Below are 24,347 nucleotides of genomic sequence, written 5' to 3' on the forward strand. Positions count from 1 at the left end.
CGCCCCGGACGCCTCAGGCCACGAACGCCCGCAGCAGCTTCGCGAAAGTCGTCAGTTCGTCGAGCAGCTCCTGCGGAAGCGGTTTCTCGTCGAAGTGTGCGATCCGGTTGCGGATGTCCTTCACCTGCTTCAGACGGCCGATGAACTGCTCCCTGGGCATGTTGGGCCACTTGAGGGCTTCCCAGTTGGCGTCGGCGGCTTCGGCCAGTGATGTCTTCGTCTGGTCGCCATCGAGGAGCTTCAGATAGTCGCCGAACATGAGGTCGGAGACCTGGCCGGTGCGGTGCTCGGCCTTCTTGTTCGTCTGAACGGCTTTGATGGTCTCCTCGTCCAGCGCTGCGCCCAGGCAGCGGCGCAGCAGAGACTCGATCTCCCCGACGATGAAGAAGGGTCGTGCCGCGCCCTCGAAGCGGTCCGTGACGTCTGAGGCGCTGACGATGCCAGAGAGGCAGCCGTCGTCGCCCCGGACCAGGAGGTAGCCGTGTTCGCGGATGACCGGCAGGGCGGAGAAGAACTCCTGGCGGGTGTCGGCCACCGGAAGGGAGTCCTTCTCCATCGCGTTGTCCAGAGTCGGCTGCTTGCCCGCCTCGTACATCTTGGCGACGGACCCCCAGGTGACCACCCCGTGGATCTGCGCCATGCCGGTGGTCACCGGGACCTGCGCGAGGCCTTTCGTGCGCATCAGGAACGTGGTCTGCGCCAGAGGCGTACCAGGACCGACGGACACCAGACCTCGCCGCGCCGACGGGATGTCCCCGAGCAGCAGACGCTGCGGCAGGGCGGTCGAGGGCAGGGCCTCGTCGGTCTCGTCGTCCTCCACGTCTGCGGGGGCGGCCTGCGCGGGGACGGACGCGAGCGGCACCACCTCGACGTTGCTGCGCTGGCCGCAGACGGCGAAGTCGGGCAGCGTCGTCAGCCCGGCGTCCGTGAGTGCCTGCGAGATGCGGTGCACCGTCCGGTGGTCGCGGACCCTGACCTGGAACAGGTCCAGAATGTCCTGCACGGGCACGGTCCTGCCCTTGAACGCGGCGAGGTCCTGACCGCTCGGTGTGGTCGTCATCGGGCGTCGCCCTCCGTGAGGTCACGGAGCATCGTCCTCTTGCCCATGGCGGAGTGCACCAAGTCCTGCAACTGCTTGGAACGGTCGTTGTAGAACCGTTCGTAGTCGTTGTCGCGGAGTGCTTCCGGATCGATGAGGTGGGTGGCGAGCACATCGTCGAACCACTCGGGGCGCATGTCGGACGCGGCGACCATCGTGGACAGGTAGGACGCCGGCGCCCCGGTCATGTCCATCGCCGCGCGGTAGGACAGGGGGGTCTTGTTCACGATGGAGTTCGTGGGCAGGCCCTGGCTGTTGCTCCGTCGGAGCCATGCCTTGTGAAAGATCTGCCGGAGGTCCACGCCGTACTCGTCCAGCCTGCCGGGCTTGAGCGGGCTGTCCGTGTAGTGCCAGTCCACCGCCCCCTGCTTGACCAGCAGGGCGTAGATGCCCTTGTAGGCGGCGCTGTTGCGCGTGGTGAGGCTGTCGAGGCGATCGGCGAAGAAGAACGCGTCCGTGACGGTGTCGGGCGCTCGGTCGTCCTGCGCGATCCAGGGGACGAGCTGCTCGACGTCACGGGTGAAGCGGGTCTCGGTGGAGCCGCCGTACATCTCGCCGAGGACTCCGCACCAGTACCACTGCTCGGTCTTCTCCTCCGCTCCCAGGCCGTCCAGCGCCGTGTCGAGGATGGCACGGACGGCCGCGAGTGGGACGAGCTGCGTCTTGTACGGCAGGTCGCTCGGGCGGACGATGCACTGCCGTTCCAGGAAGTCGCCCACCCAGGCGAAGGCGTCCGCGAGTTTCGGCGCCAGCCGGACGAAGTCGGCCAGCGGGAGGTCCAGCAGATCCCGGCGCTTGCACGACACCGTCGTCCCCGTGCCCGACTGCTTCCGCTCCCAGGTGCGTACCAGGGCGATGGCCTGCAGGAAGTCGATGCTGCTCAGCCCGTTCTCGATGCCGCCGTCCAGACGGCCGAAGACCGGGTACTTGGCCGCCAGCGCCTGCTTGATCTCCCGCCACACTTCGGGGAGTTGGTAGTAGTCCCCGGTCAGGTCCACGTACTCGCGGTCCCCGGCGTAGGTCGCGGTGAGCAGTTCGAAGACGTTCAGAGGTACGCCGCCCGTGTTGACCCGCTCGAACACCGCGCACACGGCGTCCATGGAGGTGGTGGCGGCCAGCCGGATCATCGGGACCTGGAAGGCGCGGACCTGCTGGAGAACCAACTCGTCGAACTGACCCCACAAGTTCCAGTTCCGGCCCTCGTCCGCCTTGACGTACGACATCATCCACTGGTTCACGCGCTGGGCGTCGAAGACGAGATGCAGAGGGAAGACACCGGCCGCACACTCGTTCTCCGTCGTGCTGAGATCCAGCACCACCGTGCGGTTGAAGTCGGTGCGGAGCACTTTGTCCGCCGGGACGGACAGGATGGCCTCGTCGCGATCCGCGGGCGGGCCGACTGCCTTCGCGATGTCGACGTAGTACCACCGCTCGATGGGCTTGTTACGGGCGTCCGCGGTCTCCACCGGGGCGTCCAGCCACAGGGCCTGGAAGAGGGAGGTGAGCCGCTGCTGACCGTCGAGCAGGAGGAGGTCCGCGGCCGGATCCCCGTCCGGGCGTGCTCCGGTGAGCGTCCGGGAGCGGAAGCGGGTGGCGCCGCCGGTCTGCAGCGTCATCACCACGCCGAGCGGATAGTCCAGCGTCACCGTCGCGATGATGGCGCGGATCCTGTCGTCGTCCCACTTCCAGTTCCGCTGGAAGTCGGGCAACTGTAAGGAGCCCGACGCCACATCCGCGAGTACGTCCTTGAGCTTCACATTGTCGAGTGCCGCCACGTTCGTCCCACTCCCACCCTGCCGTATGTACGGAGAGTGATTCCAGCAGCGTCTCCGGGTGACCGTCAACCGATTCAACGAAGTAGGCGCCCCGCTACGGTGCCGCGTGCAGCGCCGACCGATAGACGGCCGCCTTCCGGTCCCCGTACGGGCGTGCCGGTGGAAATGGAAGACTGGTTGCCGTGAGCACCACCGGATCCCAGCGCCCCGCCCAGGTGAGCGCCGCCCGCCGCCGCACCGTCATCGACGCCCTGCGACGCGGTGCCGTGCCCGACAGCGGTCTCGACCTGCTGGCCACCGGACTCGACCGGTTCGAAGCGGCCCTGGACGCGGAACTGGACGCCGTGGCGTCCGGCGGGTCCGTGTTCAAGGCCGTGCGGGGCGAGTACGGGTCCGGCAAGACGTTCTTCACCCGCTGGCTGGGGGAGCGGGCCAAGCGACGCAACTTCGCCGTGGCCGAGATCCAGGTCTCGGAGAACGAGACACCGCTGCACAGGCTCGAGACGGTCTACCGGCGGCTCAGCGAGCGCCTCACCACCTCCAGCTTCCCCGCGAGCGCCCTCCGGCCGGTCGTCGATGCCTGGTTCTACGCCCTGGAGGAGGACGCACTCGCTGCCGGTGCGACCGAGGACGATCTTCCGGGCGAGGTGGAGAAGCTGCTCGTCGCACGGCTTGCCGAGGTCTCCCGGCATGCCCCGTCCTTCGCCACCGCCTTGCGCGGCTACCGGGCCGCCCTCGCGGACAGCGACGAGGCGACTGCGGCGGCCGTCCTGGCGTGGCTCGGCGGCCAGCCGCATGTGGCGGCCTCCGCCCGCCGATCTGCCGGGGTGCGCGGCGACCTCGACCACTTCGGTGCGCTCGGGTTCCTGCAAGGGCTCCTCACCGTGCTGCGCGACTCAGGACACACCGGGCTGTTCGTCGTCCTCGACGAGGTGGAGACGCTGCAGCGGGTCCGGTCGGACGCCCGCGACAAGGCACTCAACGCGCTGCGGCAGCTCATCGACGAGGTTCACTCGGGCCGCTTCCCCGGCCTCTATCTGGTCATCACGGGCACCCCGGCCTTCTACGACGGTCAGCAGGGCGTGCAACGTCTGGCACCGCTCGCTCAGCGGCTGGCCACCGATTTCACGACCGACCCGCGCTTCGACAACCCTCGCGCTGTACAGATCAGGCTTCCCGGCTTCAACCAGGAGTCCCTGGTCGGACTCGGCCTCACCATCCGCGACCTGTACGCCGATGCGGCAGAAGCGCCCGACCGTGTGCGTAAGGTCGTCGACGATGTGTATGTCGCGGACCTCGCGGTAGCCGTCGGCGGGGCGCTGGGCGGGAAGGTCGGAGTGGCTCCCCGGCTTTTCCTGAAGAAACTCGTCGGGGACGTACTCGACCGCGTGGACCAGTTCGACGACTTCGACCCCCGGCAGCACTACCGGCTCACCGTCGCCGACAGCGAACTCACCGACGTCGAGCGAAATCTGGCCGCCACGGTCTCCGGGGACTCCGCGTCGGCCGATGACATCGACCTGGAGCTGTGATGGCGGATGCGGGGAGCCCGACCGGGACCAGACCCGGTGACGAGGGCATCGACGTACTCGACCGACTCGATCCCGTCGTCCTGCATCACATCGTCAACACACTTGGCTGGCCCGACTTGCGCCCCCTGCAACGGGCGGCGATCACGCCGCTCATGGAGGGACAGGACGCCGTACTGCTGGCTCCGACGGCGGGGGGCAAGACCGAGGCGGCCTGCTTCCCCCTGCTGTCTGCGATGACCGAGCAGAAGTGGACCGGTACATCCGTGCTGTACCTGTGCCCGCTCAAGGCACTCCTCAACAACCTGGTCGGCCGCGTCGACACGTACGCCCAGTGGCTCGGGCGACGGGCCGCGCTCTGGCACGGCGACACCAAGGAATCGCAACGGCAGCGCATCCGGGCCGAGGCGCCGGACATCCTGCTGACCACGCCCGAGTCGCTCGAAGCGATGCTGATCGGCGTCAAGACCGACCACGCCCGCCTTTTGGGGAGCGTGCGGGCCGTCGTCGTGGACGAAGTGCACGCGTTCGCGGGGGACGACCGGGGATGGCACCTGCTCGCCGTGCTCGAACGGTTGGAGCGGGTCACCGGACGGCCTATTCAGCGTGTCGGGCTCTCGGCGACCGTCGGCAACCCGGCCGAGCTGCTGCACTGGTTGCAAGGCGCGGGCGTCGGCAGCCGCCCCGGTCAGGTCGTCGCCCCTGGCGTGCACCTGCCGGCCACCGACGGCAGCGGACGCGGCGACAAAGCGAACGCCGAGCCGTCCAGCAGGCCTGCGGGCGAAGTGGAACTCGACTACGTCGGCTCCCTCGACAACGCGGCCAAACTCATCGCAGCCCTGCACAGGGGAGAGAAGCGGCTCGTCTTCTGCGACTCGCGTCGACAGGTCGAGGAGCTGGGCGCGGCGCTTCGTGCGCGCGAGGTGACCGTCTTCCTGTCCCACGCCTCGCTCTCCGTCGATGAACGCGCCCGTTCCGAGCAGGCTTTCGCCGAGGCCCGCGACTGCGTCATCGTCTCCACATCAACCCTTGAGCTCGGCATTGACGTCGGTGACCTGGACCGCGTCATCCAGATCGACTCACCGGCCTCCGTCGCCTCGTTCCTGCAGCGCATCGGCCGCACAGGCCGGCGGTCCGGCACCGTGCGGAACTGTCTGTTCCTGACCACCCGCAAGGACACCCTGCTGCAGGCGGCGGGCCTGCTGCTGCTGTGGTCGCGCGGCTGGGTGGAACCGGTCGTCCCCCCGCCGGGGCCGCGCCACCTGGTAGCCCAGCAACTGCTTGCCGTCACCCTGCAACAGCACAAGCTCGGCGACCAGTTGTGGGACCGGCAGTGGAACGGCCTCGCCCCCTTCGACAAGTCGGCCGCCCCCATCCTGCGCTTCCTCACCGAGGAGGGCTACCTCGACAGTGACGGTGGGATGCTGTTCATCGGTCCCGAGGCAGAACGCCGCTTCGGGAAACGGCACTTCATCGAACTCACCGCCTCCTTCACCGCACCTCCGCAGTTCACCGTCCTGTCCGGGCGCACGGAGATCGGCCGCACCGACCCGAGTGTGCTCACCGAGGAACGCCCCGGTCCCAGGCGGTTGCTGCTCGGTGGGCGCAGTTGGCAGGTCACTTACATTGACTGGCTGCGCAAACGCGTCTTCGTCGAGCCGGCCGATGGCGGGGGAATCGCCAAGTGGATGAACGGCGGCGTCGTCGGACTGTCGTACGCTCTGACGCGCGCCATGCGCGAGGTGTTGCTCGGCAGGAATCCGCCCGTCTCCCTCACCCGGCGGGCGGAGACATGCCTGGCCGAACAGCGCGAGACCGACGCACCTGACACCGTCCACCCGGGCGGCACGTTGATCACACGCGTCGGCTCCGACGTCCGTTGGTGGACCTGGGCCGGCTACCGCGCCAACGCCACCCTGGCAGCCACCCTCCAGTCGGTCACCGACCCCCTGCAACGCCCCACCGACAGCTGGCTGCGCCTGCGCGAGAACCTCACCCCGGCCGACTGGCGTGCAGCCCGTGACAACGTCGGAGAGAACCTCGTCCTGCCTGACGTGGACCGCCGGGCCGTACGCGGCCTGAAGTTCTCCGCCGCCCTCCCGGAACGCCTCGCCGTGGCCACGGTGGCGGCCCGCTTGGCCGACTTCGAGAGCGCCAGCTCGGTGCTTGGCGAGCCGACGCGCTTTCAGTACGACGGCTGAAGCGAACAAGCCGTCAAGGCCGCTTCAAACGGTACGCCAGGGATTACGTTCGCCCCAATTGCTCCGTCATCACTTGATGCGCTCGCCGCCCAGTAGAGGCGGGAAGCCCGCGCGGGTCACCACGGCGCAGGCAGTGCGGCGGCAGGAGCAGGACGTGCAGGCACTGATCTTCCGGCGCAAGGCTGGGGCATCTCGGCGGCCGGAGAGAGAGTGCCAGAAGAGGGTTACATCAAGCTCGCCACCCTGGAGGCGGTCTGGCGGTGTCCACCGTGGTGGCCTTGAGGCAGCGTGCGGCGAGTCGAGGTCGGATCGCGTTGAGATGCCACATCGCGCAGGTGACGCATCGTCCAGCCATCGATGTGATCGTGGCCTACGCGGCCACCGTCAGGGTCGTCTGCAGGATGCGAAGGCGGCTGCATGGAGAGGGACTCGGACGTCTTCGGGTGCATCGAGTAGCTCGCCTGACCCCAATAGTGACGAAGCCCCGTCCGGACCGCTCCGGGACGGGATCTCGTCTTGCGTAGCCATCAAGGTAGCCAAAAGGGTGCCCTCCCAACACCTTTGCGCAGGTCACAGCGTTGCGGTGACATTCCCCGGCGTACAGTCCGACTCGTCTGCCGCCCCCCGTGGCTTTGCCGCCGAGGGCCCCGCACCCCTCGCCCCCCGCCCGGAGCAACGGGTACCCGACGAGCCGTCGGTCTGCGTAACGGTAAGGGCCCGCCCGCTCGCCGGGCAGGGGCAGGCCCTGCTAAAGGCCTGGAGGCGCTAGTTGTCGCGCAAGAACGTCTGGGCGAGCTCGTCGCCCAAGGTCACCGCCGCGCTGTGGCTTTCGATGGGGGACGCCTTGGAGTTCTTGAAGAGGATGTAGGTGACGCCGGAGTCGGTGCCGCCGGTCTCCGGGTCCGGGTCTATGCCGAGGGCCTTGGCCGTTGCGTATGAGGCCTCGCCGATGATCTTCGTGGGGCCGGTGTCGCCGACGACCGCGTACTCCACCTTGTTCTGGTAGATCACCGCGACGACCCCGCCGCCCTTGATGCCCGCGGAGCCGTAGTTCCAGAGGGAGCTGGAGCTGGGCACGACGACGTAGGGCAACGAGTCGGCGCGCAGCGGCTTGCCGTCCGACTGGTGGAAGGCCGTGTCGTCCTGGTACCAGGGGTCGGTGTCCTCGCTGCACTTGGAGGTGCGTTGGCCGTCGCAGTCGATGTCCATGTCGGCCTTCCAGAAGACGGCGCCGTTCTTGCCGCACACCGGGATGGACGCCGAGGTCTCGTCGTCGGTCTTGTACTTGCCGTTCGATATCTGTGAGCAGGACGTCACCTTGGCGAGCAGGGCGGCCGCGCTGACCGATCCCTCCCGTACCGGGGCGGAGGCGGAAGTGGAGGCGGAGGCGTTCGCCGGGAGGACCGCGGCGGCCAGGAGGGCGGCACCGGTGGCCGCGCCGAGGGTCAGTGTCGAAGAGCGCACGGTGGGGGACCCTTCCGTCAGGTCTGTTCTGTTAGGAAAGTTTCCTTACGCTGGTGTCGTACAACGTGGACCCGGTGCTCCGGTGTCGTCAACCCCCCTGCCGCAAACGGAGATTGGCCGGAAAGGGTCCGACCTTATCGGTTCGGACCATTGACCCTGTTCGGTCCGGCCGGGACTCTGTTCACGCCTTGAAACTCAGTGCATGAACCTGGTGCATGTACGTGAACAGTCGGCGGTCCGGCGGGAACTATTTCGGCATTCCTGCCACTCCTGACGCCTCACGCGACCCCCCACTCCCCAGGAAGGTGAGCCCACCCATGAGCAACGTTCGGCAGACATCGGAGGACTTGGTCCTGAAGGTGGGAGAATCGTGAGGCGTCTCGGTGCCGTGCTGACGGCCGGAGCGCTCGCCGCCGCCGGTCTGCTGACGGTCTCCGCAGCCGCCCCGCCACCCGTCCCGCCCGTCCCACAGCACACGGCCGTCGCCCGTTCAAACGCCGCCACCGACTGGTCCGTGGCCATGATCGACTCGACCACGGCCCGCTTCACACCGAGCACCATCGGCGGCTGGTCGTACCCCGTGGGCCTGTATCTCTACGGCCAGTACCTCACCTACCGGCGCACCCACGAGCCCCGGTACCTCTCCTACATCCAGGCCTACGTCGACCGCTTCGTGCGCACCGACGGAACCATCGACCAGAACTTCAACAGCCTCGACAGCATGCAGGCCGGTCGGCTGCTGGTGATCCTGCACCACGAGACCGGCCAGGACCGCTACCGCATCGCGGCCAAGAAGATCCGCGACCGGCTGAACAGCTACCCGCGCACCTCCGACGGCGGTTTCTGGCACGCCGACACCAGCAGCCGCGCCCACCAGCTCTGGTCGGACGGCGTCTACATGGTGAACCCCTTCCTCGTCGAGTACGGCAAGGAGTTCGGCGACTCGGCCTACGCCCATGACGAGGCGGCGAAGCAACTCGCCGTCTACGGCCGTCATCTCCAGGTGTCGAACGGCCTGCTGCGGCACGCCTACGACGAGTCGAAGACCGTGAGCTGGGCCGATCCGGAGACCGGGCTCGCCCCCGAACACTGGTGCCGGGCGGTGGGCTGGTACTCGATGGCGATCGTCAACGTGCTCGACGCGCTCCCTGCCCGGCACCCCGGCCGGCACCGGCTCGTCGGCATCCTGCGGCAGTTGGCCGCCGGTCTCGAGCGGTACCAGGATCCGGCGACCGGACGCTGGTTCCAGGTGATCGACCAGGGCGGCCGGAGCGACAACTGGACCGAGACCTCCTGCTCCAGCATGTTCACCTACGCCCTCTCGCGCGGCGCCCAGCAGGGGTACATCGACGCGCACTACCGGTCCGTCGCGCGGCGCGGCTACGAGGGCGTCCTGGCAAGGATCTCGCTCGGCCCCGACGGCCGCACCGACCTCACCGACATCTCCATCGGCACCAATGTCGGCGACTACGACTTCTACATCGCGCGGCCCCGGCAGACCAACGACTTCCACGGCCTCGGCGCCTTCCTGATCATGAACGAGCAGCTCAGGACAGATGGATGGACGGATGGACGGATGGACGGACCAGTGCCGCGGCAACAGTGAAGGGACACGAGGGACACCCCATGAACCACACCAGATCGAAACGCGCGCGGACCCCCGGACGCCCCGGACGGACGCTGCTGTACGGCCTCTCGCTGGCCCTCGCCCTGCCCCTGATCGGCCTGAGTGCGACGGTCGCACGCGCGGCCACCGACTACCAGGCCGAGAACGCCGTCATCTCCCAGGGCGCCGTGGCCACCAACCACGCCGGGTACACGGGCACCGGCTTCGTCGACTACACCAACGTCAAGGGCTCGTACGTGGAGTTCACCGTGAGCGCGGCCGCAGCCGGCACCTCCTCGCTCACGTTCCGCTACGCCAACGGAACGGCCGTCGACCGGCCCATGGACATCTCCGTGAGCGGCACGGTCGTGGCCTCCGGCGTCTCCTTCCCGGCCACCGCCGACTGGGACACCTGGGTGACCAAGAGCGTCGACGTCCGGCTGGCCGCCGGTTCGAACAAGATCCGGGCCACCGCCACCACCGACAACGGCGGCCCCAACCTCGACCGGATCAGCGTCGGCGCGGCCCCCGACACCCAGGCCCCGAGCCGCCCCGGTCGGCCGGCCTGCTCCGCGATCACCGAGAACGGCCTCACGCTCACCTGGGGCGCCTCGACCGACAACGTGGGCGTCGCGGCGTACGACATCTACGAGCACGGCAACAAACTCACCGAGACGGACGGGAGTTCCACCTCCCGGGTCCTCACAGGGCTGAGCCCCGACACCACTTACGACCTCACGGTCATCGGCCGGGACGCCGCCGGCAACGCCTCGCCGGCCAGCCCGGCCGTGGACTGCACCACCGCGAAGAGCACCGACACCACTCCGCCCACCAGGCCCGGCACCCTCAAGGTCGGCGAAGTGACCGCGAACAGCGCCGAGTTGAGCTGGGGCGCCGCCACGGACGACCGGGGCGTGGTCGCGTACGACATCCGCAGCGGCACCGCCGTCTACAAGACCGTCACCGGGACGGCGGCCTCACTGACCGGGCTCGCCTGCGCCAGCCCGTACGCGCTGAACGTCGTGGCGCGGGACGCGGCGGGCAATGTGTCCGAGGCGAGCAACACCGTCGACCTCACGACGAAGGCCTGCGCGACGGACGGCGGTGTGCCCTCGTCGATCGCCACCGTCTCCAGCGGCTGGACCATTCCCTGGGGCGCCTACTGGATGCCCGACGGGCTCAGCGCCCTGGTTACCGAACGGGACGACTTCCGGGTCTGGAAGGTGACCAAGGACGGCACGAAGACCCAGGTCGGGACGGTGCCCAACGCCGTCACCACCGACGGCGAGGGCGGTCTGATGGGTGTCGCCGTCGACCCCGACTGGGCCGCCAACCACTACGTCTACTTCATGCACACGGCGTCCGAGGGCAACCGGGTCGTCCGCATGACGTACAACGGCAGTTCCCTGACCGGCTACACGGTCCTTCTCCAGGGCATCAAGAAGAACCGCTACCACAACGGCGGACGGCTGGCCTTCGGCCCCGACGGCTATCTGTACGTCTCCACCGGGGAGGCCCAGACGCCGGACCTCGCGCAGGACAAGAACTCGCTCAACGGCAAGATCCTGCGGATGACGACCGACGGCAGGGCGGCCCCCGGCAACCCGTTCGGCAACTACGTCTACAGCTACGGCCACCGCAATCCGCAGGGCCTCGCGTTCGACCGCAACGGACGGCTGTGGGAGGCGGAGTTCGGCAACAGCTCGAAGGACGAGCTGAACCTGATCAAACCGGGCGGCAACTACGGCTGGCCGACCTGCGAGGGCGCCTGCGACGTCTCCGGCATGACCAACCCGAAGAAGACCTGGAACGTCTCCGAGGCCTCACCGAGCGCGATCGCCATCGTCCGCAACGTCGTTTACATGGCGTCACTGCGCGGCGAGCGGCTGTGGCGGATCCCGATCAACGGCGACACGGAGAACGTCGGCACGGCGACGGCGTACTACGTGGGTACCTACGGCCGGCTGCGGACGGTCGTCAAGGTTCCCGGGGCCGACCAGCTCTGGCTGTCGACCACCAATGCCGACAACAACGGAGGCGAGGCGGACGGCGCGGACAAGATCTTCCGCGTGAGCATTGACTGAGTGGTCATCGAGCCCATCGCGCTGATGTGCGCTACGTCTCATCCGCAGGCTTGTTACGCGGGGCGGGCGGCCGGTGTCTCCATGTCGAGTCCACCACAGCACGAGGAGACATCATGAACGCGAACGTCGAGGTAGTCGTCGTCGGCGGCGGGTACGGGGGCGTGACGGCGGCCAACAAGCTGGCCCGGCGCGACGGCGTGTCGGTGACCGTGGTCAATCCGCGTGCCGAGTTCGTCTCGCGGATCCGGCTGCACCAGCTGGTGACCGGCTCCGACGACGCGGTCGAGGGCTTCGGCGAGGTGCTGGGCGCGAACGTCCGGCTGGTGGTCGACACCGCGACCCGGATCGACGCCGCCGCGCGCCAGGTGTCGCTGGCGGGCGGCGGCACGCTGTCCTACGACTACCTCGTCTACGCGGTGGGCAGCGGCGCCGCCGACCCCGGCGTCCCCGGAGCGGCGCAGTTCGCGCACTGGGTGTCGGACTTCGAGGGAGCGCAACGCCTGCGGACGGCGCTGGAGGCGACGTCCGCGTCGGATCCGGTGACCGTGGTCGGCTCCGGCCCGACCGGCCTGGAGACCGCCGCCGAGCTGGCGGAGACGGGCCGCAAGGTCACCCTGGTCTGCGGCCGCGTGCTGGGGCCCTCCCTGCACGCCCGGGTCCGCCGCCCGGTCGCCCGCCGCCTCGCCAAGCTGGGCGTCCACGTCGTCGAAGGCCCCGGCGCGCGCGTGACGGAGGTGACGCAGGACGCCGTCCGGCTCGACGACGGCCGCGCGCTGCCCAGCGCGGTGACCGTCTGGACCGCCGGATTCCGCGTCCCCGACCTGGCCGCCCGCAGCGGACTGCGCACCGACGACGACGGCCGCCTGCTCACCGACACCACCCTCACCAGCTACGACGACGAACGCATCATCGCCGCCGGAGACGCCGGAGTCATGCCCGACCACCCCTTCCGGATGAGCTGCCAGGCCGCCACCCAGCTCGGCCCGGCCGCCGCCGACACCGTCCTGCGCCGGATCGCGGGCAAGAAGGCCGCCCCCGTGCGGATGTTCTTCGCCGGACAGTGCCTCAGCCTCGGCCGCAACGAAGGCGTCACCCAGTTCTCCTACCCCGACGACAAGGTCAACGCGCTCAGCATCAGCGGACGCACCGGCGCCGGCGTCAAGGAGATCGCCTGCCGCTTCACCCTCAACAAACTGCTCTCCGGGGCGCGCAAGGCCAGTTCCCGCGCAACCCGCGCGTCCCACGGCGACAGCACCGACCGTGTGGAAACGTCTCAGCCGGAAGAGGCCCCCGCCGGCCCCCGGCGTGCCGCCTAGCCGCCACCCCTTCTCCGGAGAGAACGAAACGCACGACATGAGCGACCACGTCACCGACCCCGCGACCGAGGCCTTCGTCGCCCACCGCAACCTGCTGTTCACCGTCGCCTACGAAATGCTCGGATCCGTGGCGGACGCCGAGGACGTCCTCCAGGAGACCTGGCTGCGCTGGGTCGAGGTCGACCTGGCGCAGGTACGGGACCAGCGCGCCTACCTGGTGCGGATCACGACCCGGCAGGCACTCAACCGGCTGCGCACCCTCCAACGGCGCAAGGAGGCCTACGTCGGCCCCTGGCTGCCCGAGCCGCTGCTCACCGCGCCGGACGTCGCCGAGGACGTCGAACTGGCCGAGAACCTGTCGCTGGCGCTCATGCTCGTCCTCGAAAGCCTTTCACCGATCGAACGCGCCGTCTTCGTCCTGCACGAGGTCTTCGACTTCGGCTACGACGACATCGCGGCCGCCATCGACAAGAGCCCCTCCGCGGCACGCCAGATCGCCTACCGCGCCCGTCAGCACGTCGACGCCCGCCGACCGCGCACACCGGTCTCCCCCGAGGAGACCCGGGCAGCGCTCGATTCGTTCCAGTCCGCCCTTGCGACCGGAGACCTGCAGGGGCTGCTCGACGTACTCGCCCCGGACGTCGTCTTCGTCAGCGACGGCGGCGGCCTCAAGCTGGCGGCCCTGCGGCCCGTCGTCGGCGCCGACAAGGTGCTCCGCTACATGGCCGGCAGCGTCGCCAAGGCCGGCGGCGCCTTCACCAGCGAGCCCACGACGATCAACGGCAACCCCGGACTCGTCCTGCGCGTCGACGGCGTGATCGACGGCGTGCTGGCCTTCACCGTGGACGACGGCCGCGTCACCGGCCTCTACTACGTCCGCAACCCCGAGAAACTCACCCACGTCGAGTCCGAGACGCCCCTCACCTCCCGCTGACCGCCGAGGCCCCGTGCCCGTAGCAGGGTCCTGCGCCTCACGACACCGCCGCATCCTTGTACTGGCCCAGGTAGCGGAACCTGCCGTCGACGACCTGGAACACGAACATCGCGTCGTGGTTGAAGCCGTACCCGGTCTCGAACTTGAGGGTGCGGCTGACGCCCGTGTACGTGACCTCGCGCAGCCTGCGGGCGATCGCGCCCCGCTCCCGCACCGCCGTGCCGTCCTTGGTGCAGGCCGCCGTCAGGAACATCACGGCGTCGTAGGCCTCCGCCGCGTACCAGCCGGGGGCGGTGCCGAACCGGGTGCGGTAGTCCGCGGCGAAGGCGCGGGTGGAGGGGGCGGCCGTCGGGTCGATGAAGGACGTGGCGAAGACCCAGCCGGTCGCGGCGGCGCCGGCGGCGGAGAGGAACCGGGGGTCGAAGGCTCGTTCCGTCGCCATCCGGGTTCCGGTGAAACCGGCCGACTTCAGGGCCGACGCCAGTCCGGCGGCCCGGGTCGCGTCGCCGGTGAACACGACCGCGTCCGAGCCGGCGGCCAGCACCTCGGCGGCCAGCGACGCGTAGTCGATCCTTCCGGCGGCGACGCTCTTCAGCGTGGCGTCCCGGCCGGCCTGCTGGAGCGCCCGCCGGGTCTGGTCGCACAGGGCCCAGGCGGAGTCGCCCTGCGCCTGGTCGTCCACGAGGAACGCCTTGCGCGAATCGACGTGGCCGCTGAGGTAGCGGACGCAGGGCGCGGCGAGGAGCTCGCTCGTGACGCGCAGCAACGCATGCGAGGGGAACTGCGTCTTGCCGGTCGTCGTGGGCGCTGTGTCGATGCCGACCGAGACGGACAGGACGGGCATCGTCGCCTTGGCGTAGGTGGATGCGGCGGAGAGCACGCACGCGTCGGTCGTCGGCCCCAGCACCGCGAGGACGGCCGTGTCCTTCGCCAGTTGCGCGGCCAGGGCGGCGGAACGTTTCGCGTCGCCGCCGTCGTCGTACGTGCGCAGCTTCAGGCGGAAGGGGTGGTCGCTCTTGGCGTTCATCTGCTCGACGGCCAGCCGGGCCCCGTTGAGCTGGGCGTTGCCGTAGTCCTTCCGGCTCCCGGTCAGATCGCCCTGGAAGGCGACGACCAGTTCGGGACGTGGGCCTGCCGCGGACGACGACGGTGTCGTCCCCGGCTTCCGACGGGTGCTCCACCACCAGGCGCCGCCGCCACCGGCCGCCAGGACGCCGGCCGTCGAGCCGAGGAGGAGGCTGCGGCGGCCGACTCCGGGTGCGGCGGGCGGCGGAGTCGTCGTGACGGCCGTCAGCGTCATGGCGTCCGGTGACACGGTGTCCGCTGACATGTCGGCTGTCGGCGTGGGCACCTGGGTCGGCTCGATCGCGCCGATGGCCAGCACGGCGGCGGACCGTTCGCCGATCAGCCGGGTGACCCGCTCGGGCAGCCAACCCGACTGCTCGGGGTCGTCCTCCGTTCCTCCCTCCCTGAGGGCCGCGCGGATTTGCGCGAGCGTGGGGCGCTGCGCCGGGTCCTTGTGGAGGCAGGATCGGACGAGGGGGGCCAGGGCTTCCGGGATCGCGGTCGGGTCCGGGTCGTCGTAGACCGTGCGCAGCAGCATGCCGGCCGCCGCGCCGGCGCCGAACGGTCGTACCCCCGTCGCGGTGAACGCCAGCACACAGCCCAGCGAGAACACGTCGCTGGGCGGGCCGATCTCGCCGCCGCGCGCCCGTGCCTGCTCGGGCGAGAGGAAGCCGGGCGAGCCGACGATCACACCGCTGGAGGTGAGCGCGGTGGCGTCCGGGGCGCGGGCGATGCCGAAGTCGATGAGCCGGGGACCGTCCGGGGCCAGCAGGACGTTGCCCGGTTTCACATCGCGGTGGACCAGGCCGATCCCGTGCATCGCGTCGAGCGCGTCGGCGAGGCGCAGACCCAGCGTCCGGACGGCAGGGAGCGACAGCGGTCCGAAGGCGTCCACCGTCTCGGAGAGCGAGGGGCCCGGGACGTACGCGGTCGCCAGCCACGGGGTCTCCGCGTCCGCGTCGGCGTCCAGCAGGGGGACCACCCAGGGGCTGTCCACCCGGCGGGCGACCTCGATCTCACGGCGGAAGCGGGCCCGGAAGCCCGCCTCCTCGGCGTACGAGCCCCGGACCGCCTTGACCGCGGCGATCGCCCCGCCCGGCGCGCGGGCCAGAAAGACGACCCCCATGCCGCCGGCGCCGAGTCGGCGCAGCAGGCGGTAGCGGCCGAGGCGGGACGGGTCGCCGGTCCGCAGCGGCTCCATCAGCCGGTGAGCGGCGCGGGGCCGCCGTACACGAAGTCGCCCTGCTCCACTCGCCAGAGGTAGCCGCCGGTGCCGTCGATGACGATCTGACCGGTGTCCTGGAAGGCGAACGGCTTGGTGATGCCCTCGTACTTCACCGCCCGCACGGCCGCCAGCAGCGCTTCCCTGGTGCGACCCTTCGCGGGCAGCCCGGACAGCGACTTCAGCAGCATGCCGGTGACGTCGTATGCCTCCGCCGCGTACCGTGGCGGCGCCTCCTTCCAGCGCTCGCGGTACGCGGCCGCGAACGCCTTCGCCTCGGGCTTGACGGTCGCGTCGATGACCGGGGCCACCATCACCCAGCCCTCGGCGGCGTCCTGGGCCTCGGTCAGGAACCGTCCGTCGAGCAGCGCGGGGCCGGACACGCGGGCGCCCTCGAAGCCGCGCTCCCGCAGCGTCCCGGCGATCAGCGCGCCCCGGTCGTACAGGCCGGCGAAGAACACGGAGTCGGCGCCGGCGGAGAGCAGGCCGTCCACCGCGCTGCCGAAGTCGGGCCGCATCGCGCTGACCACTTCCGGCACGGACGGCTGCCCTGCGCGGGCGAGCGTATTGCTGAGTGAACTGCCCATCTCCGAACCGTAGTTACCGGACGGTCGGTCGAGGACGATGCCGATCTTGCGCGAACGCGCGGTACCCGTCAGGTAGTTGCTCACGAAGACGGGGAGCACCGAGTCGGGCAGGCGTGCCTGCAGGAACGAACGGAAGCCCTGGAGGGCGAGGTTGATCCCGCCGGGGGACACGCCGACGACCGGCAGGAGTCCGGCGTCGTACTTCGCGAGGGCCGTCTGCGCCGTGGCATCGGTCGTCGTGCCGACCACGGCGAGAACCGCCGGGTCGTCCGTGAGTTCCGTCGCGAGCCGCTCCGCCGTCGCCGGGTCGCCCGCGTCGTCGACGGCCTTGACCTGCACGGTGAACGGGGCGTCGGCGCGCGCGTTGAACTCGGCGACGGCCAGGCGCAGTCCGCGCTCCTGGGCCTTGCCCGCATCCCGCTGCGGACCGCTGAGGTCGCCGTGCAGCGCGATGGTGTGCACGGGGCGCCGCGAGGACGCGGAGGCGGCGGGGGCGTCGTCTCCGGAGTCATCGTCCCGGGCGACCGCCCACCAGGCCGCGCCGCCGCTCGCCGTGAGCGCCACGGCTCCGCCGGCGAGCAGCAGGAAACGCCGTCGGCCGGTCGAGGGGGCGGCGTCCTCCGGTTCGGATTCGGGTTCGGATTCGGGTGCGGCTGCCTGTGCCGACGCCTGAACGGGTGGAGTGTCCTGCACTTCGGACTCGGCGGGTGCGGTGTCGTTCGGCGGTGGCGAGGTGCCGGCCGATATGTGCGTCTGCTCGATGTCCGGCAGCGCGAGCGCGGCGGCCGAGCGTTCCGCGATCAGCCGGGTGACCGGTTCGGGCAGCCACCCGGATGCCTCCTTCGCCGCGGCTGCCTCCGCCGCCGCGTCCGTTTCGGCGTCCGCTTCCGCTTCCGGGTCTTGCCCCAGCTCCCGCGCCAGTTCCGCTGCGGTCGGCCGTTCGGCCGGGTCCTTCTCCAGGCAGCGTTCCACCACGGCGAGCAGCCCCGGCGGCACTCCGTCGAGGTCCGCCGGGTCGTGCACGGCCCGGTACAGCAGGGCGTCGACCGCTCCGCTGCCGAAGGGCGCCCGTCCGGTGGCGGCGAACGCCAGGACGCAGCCGAGGGCGAAGACGTCGCTCGCGGGGCCGATGTCGTCGCCGCCGGGGCCTCCGGCCTGCTCGGGCGAGAGATAGCCGGGGGTGCCGACCACCATTCCGGTCGCGGTGAGGGCGGTGTCCTCCGGGGCCCGGGCGATGCCGAAGTCGATGAGCCGGGGCCCGTCGTGGGCGAGCAGTACGTTGCCCGGCTTCAGGTCCCGGTGGACCAGCCCGGCGCGGTGCACCTCGCTCAGCGCCTCCGCCAGCCTGGCGCCGAGCAGCCGCAGCCCGTGCTCGGCCAGCGGCCCGTGTGCGGACACGGCCTCGCCCAGCGACGGGCCGGGCACGAACGCCGTTGCCAGCCAAGGCGCTTCGGCGTCCGCGTCGGCGTCCACCAGCGGCACCGCCCAGGGACTGTCGACCAGCCGGGCGACCTCGACCTCGCGGCGGAACCGCTCCTTGAAGCCCTGGTCCTCGGCGTATTCGGCGAGCAGGACCTTCAGCGCCACCAGGGCGCCGCCCGGCGTGCGCGCCAGGTACACCACACCCATGCCGCCGGCGCCGAGCCGTCCGAGGAGACGGTGGTCGGCGATATGGGCGGGATCGGACGAACGCAGCGGCTCCATCAGCTCTTTCCTCCGAGCTCGAACTCCAGGCGACTGAGCATCGTGGTGACGCCTTGTGACATGCGCTGGGTCAACTCGTCGACGGTCCAACCCGCGGCGCCCTTCACCGACACCGCCACGTCGACCGTGCCGAGCCGGACGACGTCCCAGCGATAGGTCTGCTGGCCGTCCGCGCTGAGATAGGAACCTATTTCCAGGACCTGGTCGTCGGCGTAGCCGTTGCCGCCCTGACCGTACGGCGTGCCGACCGACTGGAGTCCGGCGATCTGTTCGTCGGTGCGGACCTGCTGCACGGGGCAGCGCAACGCCTCCTCCAGCGTGGTGGCCAACTGCTCGTCGGCGTCGAGGACCGTGGTGTGCACGGTGACCGCCGCGGTCACCTTGAGCTCTCCCTTGCCCTTGACGGCCGGCAGCGCGCTGTAGACGGACAGCGAGGCCAGGACGCCCTGGGGGAGAGCTTGGCGTTGCCAGCGGCACTGTTCGTCGAGGACGGCGGCGGTGCCGGGGGCGCTCTCGGCCGGCTGCTGGGCGCGGAAGTCCGCTCCCCAGCCCTCCGGCCGTAGCGTCACCGCCTTCACCAGGGCCTCGGCCTGCGCCTTCGTCCGCGGCACCGCCGCGGGGTCCGCCTCGAACGGAGTCAGCGGCGTCGAGCCCCTACCGGACGTCGAGCCACTACCGGACGTCGAACCGCTGCCGGTGGAGGCAGAGGCTGTAGGGGAGCCGGACCCTGACGGAGTGCCGGACGACGACCGGGCGGACGCCGAAGGGCTCGGCTCGGCCGTCTTGTCGTCCCCGGCGCCGCAGCCGCCGAGCAGCACGGCGACCGTGGCCGCCGACGCCACCGCCCTCAGCGGCCGCACCGACCGAACCGGCCGCACGGACCGAGCCGGCCGCATGGACCGGACTGGTTGTGCCGACCCAACCGGCCTAGCCGGCCAAACCGGTCTGGGTCTGCCCGAGTTGTCGTCCATTCCCGCCCCTCCGTCTCGGCGCCCCCGCCTCGCGTGCGGTGATCGTACAGAGGTACGGGAAAACGGGGCGAACGGTTCCATGAACACGGGCGGTTACCGAAGCCGGCAACCGCCGGTGCAGCCCCCTGCCGCGCCGGGGGCTGCACCGGCGGAGGCCTACGACTCCGCCGCGCCGGTGTGCTCCGCTGAGCCGGTCCACTCGTCCGGGACGTTCAACAGGCGTCCTCGGTCAGCAGACTCGGCAGGAACCTGCCATCGGATCGGCCACTGGACCGACCGTCTGAACCGTCGGCGGATCTGCCACCGGGTCCGCCCACAGGTCCGCAGCCGGCGCCGGCTCCCGGTCCGGTGCCCTGTGACGGGACCCGACGCTGGGTCAGCAGCCCCAGTTCCGCGGCCTTCAGGCCTGCCTCGAAGCGGGTGTTGACGCCCAGGGTCTTCAGGATCGCGGCCACATGCCGCCGGTAGGTGCGGACGGAGACGTTCATCTGCCGGGCCGCCGTGTCGTCCTTCATGCCGCTGCCGAGCATGCGCAGGACCTGCGTCTGCGCTTCGTCCAGCCGTACCGGGCGGGCGCCGCGCCGGGGCTGCATCAGCTCCGCGGCGTGCTCCCACAGGGTCTGCTGGAACTGGTACAGCGCGTCGGTGGCCTCGCGGCGGACGACGACGATCTGCGGTCGGCCGTCCTGGCCGGCCGCGGTCTCCACCAGGGCGACCTCCCTGGCCAGCAGCGCCAGGTTGGGCAGTGAGCCCGACGAGACGCGGATCTGCGTCCCCTCGGCGGTGAGTCGGGTCAGGCGGGAGCGGGTCTCCGGTCCCGGCATGTCGGTCTGGGGCAGCAGCAGCCGCAGCCCATGACTGCGCCCGAGGGTCTGTCCGCACGCGAACCGGGCGAGGTCCGAATCGGGCCGGTTGATCGCCTCGGCGGCGAAACGGCCCGTCAGGTGCACACTCCGGCGCGGAATCGGAAGTTCCGAGAGCGTCTGGCGCAATACCTCGCACGCCAGGGCCGGTGCGCAGATGCTGATCAATTGTGTCGTGGTCTGGCCGGTCAACGCGCGTTGATCGGCATGCGCTTGTTCATGCCAGCGAACCGCCTGCATGACATTCCCCCCGTCGTGGTCGCCCATTGGTCTGGACAGGGCGGCCGTTTGGTTGTCATGTGATCGATTGCGATGTTTGTCGCCGTCAGATCGGGCGTGAGCGTAGCGTGTTCGACCGGCGAATATCAGGTGGTGAGGCTCACACCGTGACAGGTGTGACTCATGGTGGTCGTGCGCTGTGGGGTGTCGCCCGGATTCTGGTTCAATTACTCAGAAGATGCAGTCCCGTTCAAGTCCATCTTAACCGTACCGGAGTCGTGGGACGACGTAGAAATACAGCCCAAGATATGGCCTCTCTTGAGGGAACAGGATAGGTGCGAGGGGCACTTGTTTATGGGTGGATTATTTGCTGTTGCGGGAAGGGAAAGCATTCGGTGCACCGAGCGCCCGCTTTTCGCTCCCGGGTCGGGGAGCGAAAGCGGGCGCGGCGGGTCTCCTCTCCTGGGGTCTGTCCTAGCGGGCCGGGGCGGGCTCCGCCTTCTGGTGCAGCACGGCGCCGACGTGCGCCCCGTTCGACACGTTGACCACGACGTCCCCGACCGTCTCCGGGATGGCCCGGACGCTCGCCCCCGCGAATCCGTTGGCGCCGGTGAACACGCCCCAGACCGGCCGGAAGGGCCGCAGCTCGCCGTCGCCGTCGGGGAGTTGCTCCAGTTCGGCGCGAACTCGGCGCTGGAGGACGAACGGACTGTCGAGCGCGGCGGTGAGCTGCTCGCGCCAGCGCTGCGGGGTGACGTCGTCGGCCCAGCCGAGCACCACGCCCCGGCCGCCCGACAGGGAGGTCGGCTTGAGCACCAGCTCCCGCTGGTGGGCGGCCGCGTACTCCAGCAGGTCGACGCGCTCGCCGCTCTCCAGTGTGACCGTGCCGGGGCGGACCATCCGGGTCCACGGCAGGATGCGGTCCATGCTCGCCAGCTCCGCGGCGCTGAACAGGTCGCGGTTGCGCTCGTCCGAGAGCATCGCCAGGGCGCCCTTGCTGGCGTATGCCGAGGTGTCCATGGCCGTGAAGATCGCGACCTCGCCGCGGTTCGCCGCCGCGAAGACCGCCTCGGCGAGCGCGCGTACCTCGGGGGACTCCATGTCCCGGATCAGGAACGTCCGCACGACGATGTCCACGGGCTTCCCGCCGAGCCAGACCCGGTCGTCGCGGACCTTCAGTTGCCCGAGGTGACAGGGTTCGGCCAGAAGGCCGAATTCACGCCATCGTTCGCAGAGGGCCGTCATGTATCGGACCTCGTCCTCGAAACAGCCCGGCTGCTCGGTCAGTGCGACCACCGGACGGTCGTCCGCGCTGAAACCGCTTTCTGCGAGGACGTTGTTCACCTGCTCGCGCAGTGAGTCCACGAAACCCAGTCCATGACGCTCGGCGAACTCGGCGAGCGCCGGGTGTGCGAGGAGCTCGCGGCAGACGTCGACGTTTTCCGCGCCGCCGATGGTGCTGCCCATATTCAGTTCCAAAAGCTTGAATCCGGAACTGTCGCAAATCATGTCCGCCCGGGACTGACGCGTCATCGAGGCGCCCCTTCCCAGCAGAACTGCGGACACCTGCTCGTCGTTCAGTCCCACCGCGCGGGCGAACGCGGCGAAATCGCCGTCGAAAAGGCGGTCGGGGAGACTGGACAACGCGGTCAGCAGGTTGTCCAGGTCGTCGGTGAGCTGTGCGAGTTCGGCGCCGCCGAGGAACATCGGACGCGCGAGCCACTTGCCCTTGCCGCCCGGCTTGTCGCTGTTGAGAATCTTGTTCTCCGGCAGCGCTCCCAGCAGTTCGCTCGACTTCGGATTGCTTTTCTCCAGCTTGCTCAGGTACTCGGCGGTGAGGGAGACGCGATCCACGGAAACCTCTCTTCTGGTGGTCGGTGGGCGATGTTTCTGTCGGAGGTGTTCCTGCCGGTGATGTCCTGTCGACGATGTCCTGTCGGCGTCAGGCCGCGGTGACCGGCTTGCTCGGGGCGGGGCGCGGGTAGCGGACGACGTCGTCGGGGAGCGAACGCTCCACGCGCATCATCAGCACCCCGCCCAGCAGCGCGGCCGCCGCCAGCAGCAGCCAGGGCAGTCGGCCGTCGACGGTGAGGAGGGAGGTCAGCAGGCTGGGCGTGAGGGCGTAGGCCAGGGTCCAGGACAGCTGGAAGGCGGCCATGTAGCGGCCGCGCATCTCCGGCGGGGCGGCCGCCTGGGACAGTGCGCCCGAGGCCGGACTGTGCACCAGCTCGCCGGCGGTCATGACGAGCACGCACGCGATGACCCCGGCCAGCGCCAGCGAGACGTGCTCCGGGCGGAACGTGCCGAGCGCGGCCTGCCCCAGGAAGGCGACCACGAACATCGCCGCCCCGCCCGCCGCGGCCCGGCTGCGGGTGCTGAACCTGGTCCGCACCAGCGCGCCGACCGGAACGCCGAGCGTGGCGCAGATGACCGTGTTGACGAGGAACGCGGTACCGGTCAGGCCCTCGGGCATGTGCAGCCAGTCGGTGCTGTAGATGGGCAGCAGCACGGTCAGGGAGGTGTAGCCCAGCGCCACCAGGAAGTTGGCGAAGACCAGGGTCACGAAGGGTCGGTCCCGGCCGACGAGCCGGTAGGAGCCGGGGTTCTCCGCCCGGGCCTTGGCGCTCACCACGGGGCTGGGCGGGGTCCGCAGCGCCAGCAGCGCGGCCAGGAAGAAGCTGCCCGCGTTGACGAAGGCCGCGATGACGTAGCCGGTGTCGCCGCCCACCGCGATGAGGATCGACGCGATCAGGGTGCCCGCGCCGAGCCCGGCGTTGCCGAGGCTGCGCTGCAGCGCCTGCATCCGGTCCCGGTCCGTGCCCTCGACGAGTTCGGCGATCCTCGCCTGCAGCACCGCGGGGAAGGCCCGGGTGCCGATCGCGGTCAGCAGCGCCAGCACGGCGAAGGTCGGCAGATGCGCGGCGAGCGGGAAGCAGGCGAAGCTGGCGCCGCGCAGCACGTACAGGAACAGCTGCACTCTTCGGGCGCCGAACCGGTCCACGGCGACGCCGGCCACCGGCACCGCGCCGATGGCGATCAGCCCCGTGATGGTCAGCACCAGCCCGATGACCGGCAACGACAGCCCGGTGACGTGGTGGAAGAAGACCAGGCTGAACGGGACGTACAGACCGGAGCCGGTCGCGTCGATGGCAATGCCGGTGATGAGGGCCCGTTCACCCGGGAAATGGGGGCGAAGGAAAGACATGGGTCTCCAGAGGGGGCGTGTCAGGGGGCGTCCGCCGCACCGGGCGTCCCGTGGGCACAGGCGTGGATCGCGGGCGTGGGACATGGCGTGGGACGTGGGCGTCGGACGTGGACGTGGGCATGGGTGTGGGCGTGGACGTCAGGGGGCGGGTGCGGGCCGGTGGGGGCCGGTGGGGACGAGATTCAGCGCCCCGCACCGGCTCGGCCCGGGGCGGTGCCGGTCGAGCGGCGGGCTGCCGAGTGGCGGTCCGCCGAGCGGCGGTCGGTCGACGGCTGCGTGCCGCGGGGCGTGCACCGGGTGACGTGGGCTGCGGGCCGCGACCCGTGGGCTGTGAGCCGTGCGCCGTGGGGTATGGGCCGCGACGCGTGGGCCCCGGGCCGTGCGCCGTGGGCTGCGGTCCGCGCCCCGTGGGTTGTGGGTCGGGACCCGTTGGGTGTGGGTCGCGACTGGTGGGTTGTGGGTCGGGACCCGTTGGGTGTGGGTCGCGACTGGTGGGTTGTGGG

15 protein-coding genes are annotated in these 24,347 nt (G+C 70.2%); 6 read left to right on the plus strand and 9 right to left on the minus strand.

The window, feature by feature from the left end:
* Positions 1-13: 13 nt before the first annotated feature.
* Together ABZ725_RS39825 and ABZ725_RS39830 are read right to left on the minus strand one after the other, a co-directional pair.
* Complete coding sequence (locus ABZ725_RS39825; protein ID WP_358807264.1) at positions 14-1,060, minus strand: CBS domain-containing protein; 1,047 nt, start codon at positions 1,058-1,060, stop codon at positions 14-16.
* Positions 1,057-2,874, minus strand: a complete 1,818-nt coding sequence (locus ABZ725_RS39830) for a DUF262 domain-containing protein (RefSeq protein ID WP_358807265.1) — start codon at positions 2,872-2,874, stop codon at positions 1,057-1,059. The genes ABZ725_RS39825 and ABZ725_RS39830 overlap by 4 nt, the downstream gene beginning before the upstream one ends.
* A gap of 182 nt (positions 2,875-3,056) precedes the next feature.
* Here ABZ725_RS39830 and brxD point away from each other — a divergent pair, with 182 nt between their 5' ends.
* Positions 3,057-4,406: a BREX system ATP-binding protein BrxD gene (gene brxD / locus ABZ725_RS39835; protein WP_358807266.1), complete on the plus strand. Its 1,350-nt coding sequence runs from the start codon at positions 3,057-3,059 to the stop codon at positions 4,404-4,406.
* A complete protein-coding gene (locus ABZ725_RS39840; RefSeq protein ID WP_358807267.1) occupies positions 4,406-6,604 on the plus strand; it encodes a DEAD/DEAH box helicase in 2,199 nt (732 codons plus the stop codon). The genes brxD and ABZ725_RS39840 overlap by 1 nt, the downstream gene beginning before the upstream one ends.
* 765 nt (positions 6,605-7,369) lie before the next feature.
* Here ABZ725_RS39840 and ABZ725_RS39845 read toward each other — a convergent pair.
* On the minus strand, positions 7,370-8,068 hold the full coding sequence (locus tag ABZ725_RS39845; protein WP_358807268.1) for a glycoside hydrolase family 75 protein: 699 nt from the start codon (positions 8,066-8,068) through the stop codon (positions 7,370-7,372).
* Positions 8,069-8,438: 370 nt separating this feature from the next.
* Between ABZ725_RS39845 and ABZ725_RS39850 the strand changes: the two genes are divergently transcribed.
* The 4 genes from ABZ725_RS39850 (at position 8,439) to ABZ725_RS39865 (ending at position 14,008) form a co-directional block, all read left to right on the plus strand.
* A complete protein-coding gene (locus ABZ725_RS39850) occupies positions 8,439-9,674 on the plus strand; it encodes a glycoside hydrolase family 88 protein (protein ID WP_358807269.1) in 1,236 nt (411 codons plus the stop codon).
* Positions 9,675-9,694: 20 nt separating this feature from the next.
* Positions 9,695-11,758 carry a PQQ-dependent sugar dehydrogenase gene (locus ABZ725_RS39855; RefSeq protein ID WP_358807270.1) on the plus strand — a complete coding sequence of 688 codons (2,064 nt, stop codon included), beginning with the start codon at positions 9,695-9,697 and terminating at the stop codon, positions 11,756-11,758.
* A 113-nt stretch (positions 11,759-11,871) separates the two neighbouring features.
* On the plus strand, positions 11,872-13,074 hold the full coding sequence (locus ABZ725_RS39860; RefSeq protein WP_358807271.1) for an FAD-dependent oxidoreductase: 1,203 nt from the start codon (positions 11,872-11,874) through the stop codon (positions 13,072-13,074).
* 37 nt (positions 13,075-13,111) lie between these two features.
* A complete protein-coding gene (locus ABZ725_RS39865; RefSeq protein WP_351919285.1) occupies positions 13,112-14,008 on the plus strand; it encodes an RNA polymerase sigma-70 factor in 897 nt (298 codons plus the stop codon).
* Positions 14,009-14,045: 37 nt separating this feature from the next.
* Here the strand turns inward: ABZ725_RS39865 and ABZ725_RS39870 are convergent, their stop codons facing one another.
* From ABZ725_RS39870 to ABZ725_RS39895, 6 genes are all read right to left on the minus strand, one after another.
* Complete coding sequence (locus ABZ725_RS39870; protein WP_358807272.1) at positions 14,046-16,274, minus strand: bifunctional serine/threonine-protein kinase/ABC transporter substrate-binding protein; 2,229 nt, start codon at positions 16,272-16,274, stop codon at positions 14,046-14,048.
* Positions 16,274-18,586 carry a bifunctional serine/threonine-protein kinase/ABC transporter substrate-binding protein gene (locus tag ABZ725_RS39875; RefSeq protein ID WP_358807273.1) on the minus strand — a complete coding sequence of 771 codons (2,313 nt, stop codon included), beginning with the start codon at positions 18,584-18,586 and terminating at the stop codon, positions 16,274-16,276. The genes ABZ725_RS39870 and ABZ725_RS39875 overlap by 1 nt, the downstream gene beginning before the upstream one ends.
* Positions 18,586-19,446 (minus strand): hypothetical protein, encoded by an 861-nt coding sequence (locus ABZ725_RS39880; RefSeq protein WP_358807274.1) that lies wholly within the window; start codon positions 19,444-19,446, stop codon positions 18,586-18,588. The genes ABZ725_RS39875 and ABZ725_RS39880 overlap by 1 nt, the downstream gene beginning before the upstream one ends.
* A 323-nt stretch (positions 19,447-19,769) precedes the next feature.
* Entirely contained in the window at positions 19,770-20,507 is a 738-nt protein-coding gene (locus ABZ725_RS39885; protein WP_358807275.1) for a helix-turn-helix transcriptional regulator, read from the minus strand.
* Positions 20,508-21,113: 606 nt separating this feature from the next.
* Positions 21,114-22,493 carry a hypothetical protein gene (locus tag ABZ725_RS39890; protein ID WP_358807276.1) on the minus strand — a complete coding sequence of 460 codons (1,380 nt, stop codon included), beginning with the start codon at positions 22,491-22,493 and terminating at the stop codon, positions 21,114-21,116.
* Between the two features lie 88 nt (positions 22,494-22,581).
* On the minus strand, positions 22,582-23,844 hold the full coding sequence (locus ABZ725_RS39895; RefSeq protein ID WP_358807277.1) for an MFS transporter: 1,263 nt from the start codon (positions 23,842-23,844) through the stop codon (positions 22,582-22,584).
* Between the last annotated feature and the right edge of the window lie 503 nt (positions 23,845-24,347).

This window comes from Streptomyces sp. NPDC006872, assembly GCF_040635845.1.
GTDB lineage: Bacteria > Actinomycetota > Actinomycetes > Streptomycetales > Streptomycetaceae > Streptomyces.

Excerpts from the sequence above, each read along its gene's own strand:
- ABZ725_RS39825 (WP_358807264.1), bottom strand. The coding sequence starts at position 1,060 with ATGACGACCACACCGAGCGGTCAGGACCTCGCCGCGTTCAAGGGCAGG.
- ABZ725_RS39840 (WP_358807267.1), top strand. The coding sequence starts at position 4,406 with ATGGCGGATGCGGGGAGCCCGACCGGGACCAGACCCGGTGACGAGGGC.
- ABZ725_RS39855 (WP_358807270.1), top strand. The coding sequence starts at position 9,695 with ATGAACCACACCAGATCGAAACGCGCGCGGACCCCCGGACGCCCCGGA.
- ABZ725_RS39860 (WP_358807271.1), top strand. The coding sequence starts at position 11,872 with ATGAACGCGAACGTCGAGGTAGTCGTCGTCGGCGGCGGGTACGGGGGC.
- ABZ725_RS39865 (WP_351919285.1), top strand. The coding sequence starts at position 13,112 with ATGAGCGACCACGTCACCGACCCCGCGACCGAGGCCTTCGTCGCCCAC.
- ABZ725_RS39870 (WP_358807272.1), bottom strand. The coding sequence starts at position 16,274 with ATGGAGCCGCTGCGGACCGGCGACCCGTCCCGCCTCGGCCGCTACCGC.
- ABZ725_RS39875 (WP_358807273.1), bottom strand. The coding sequence starts at position 18,586 with ATGGAGCCGCTGCGTTCGTCCGATCCCGCCCATATCGCCGACCACCGT.
- ABZ725_RS39895 (WP_358807277.1), bottom strand. The coding sequence starts at position 23,844 with ATGTCTTTCCTTCGCCCCCATTTCCCGGGTGAACGGGCCCTCATCACC.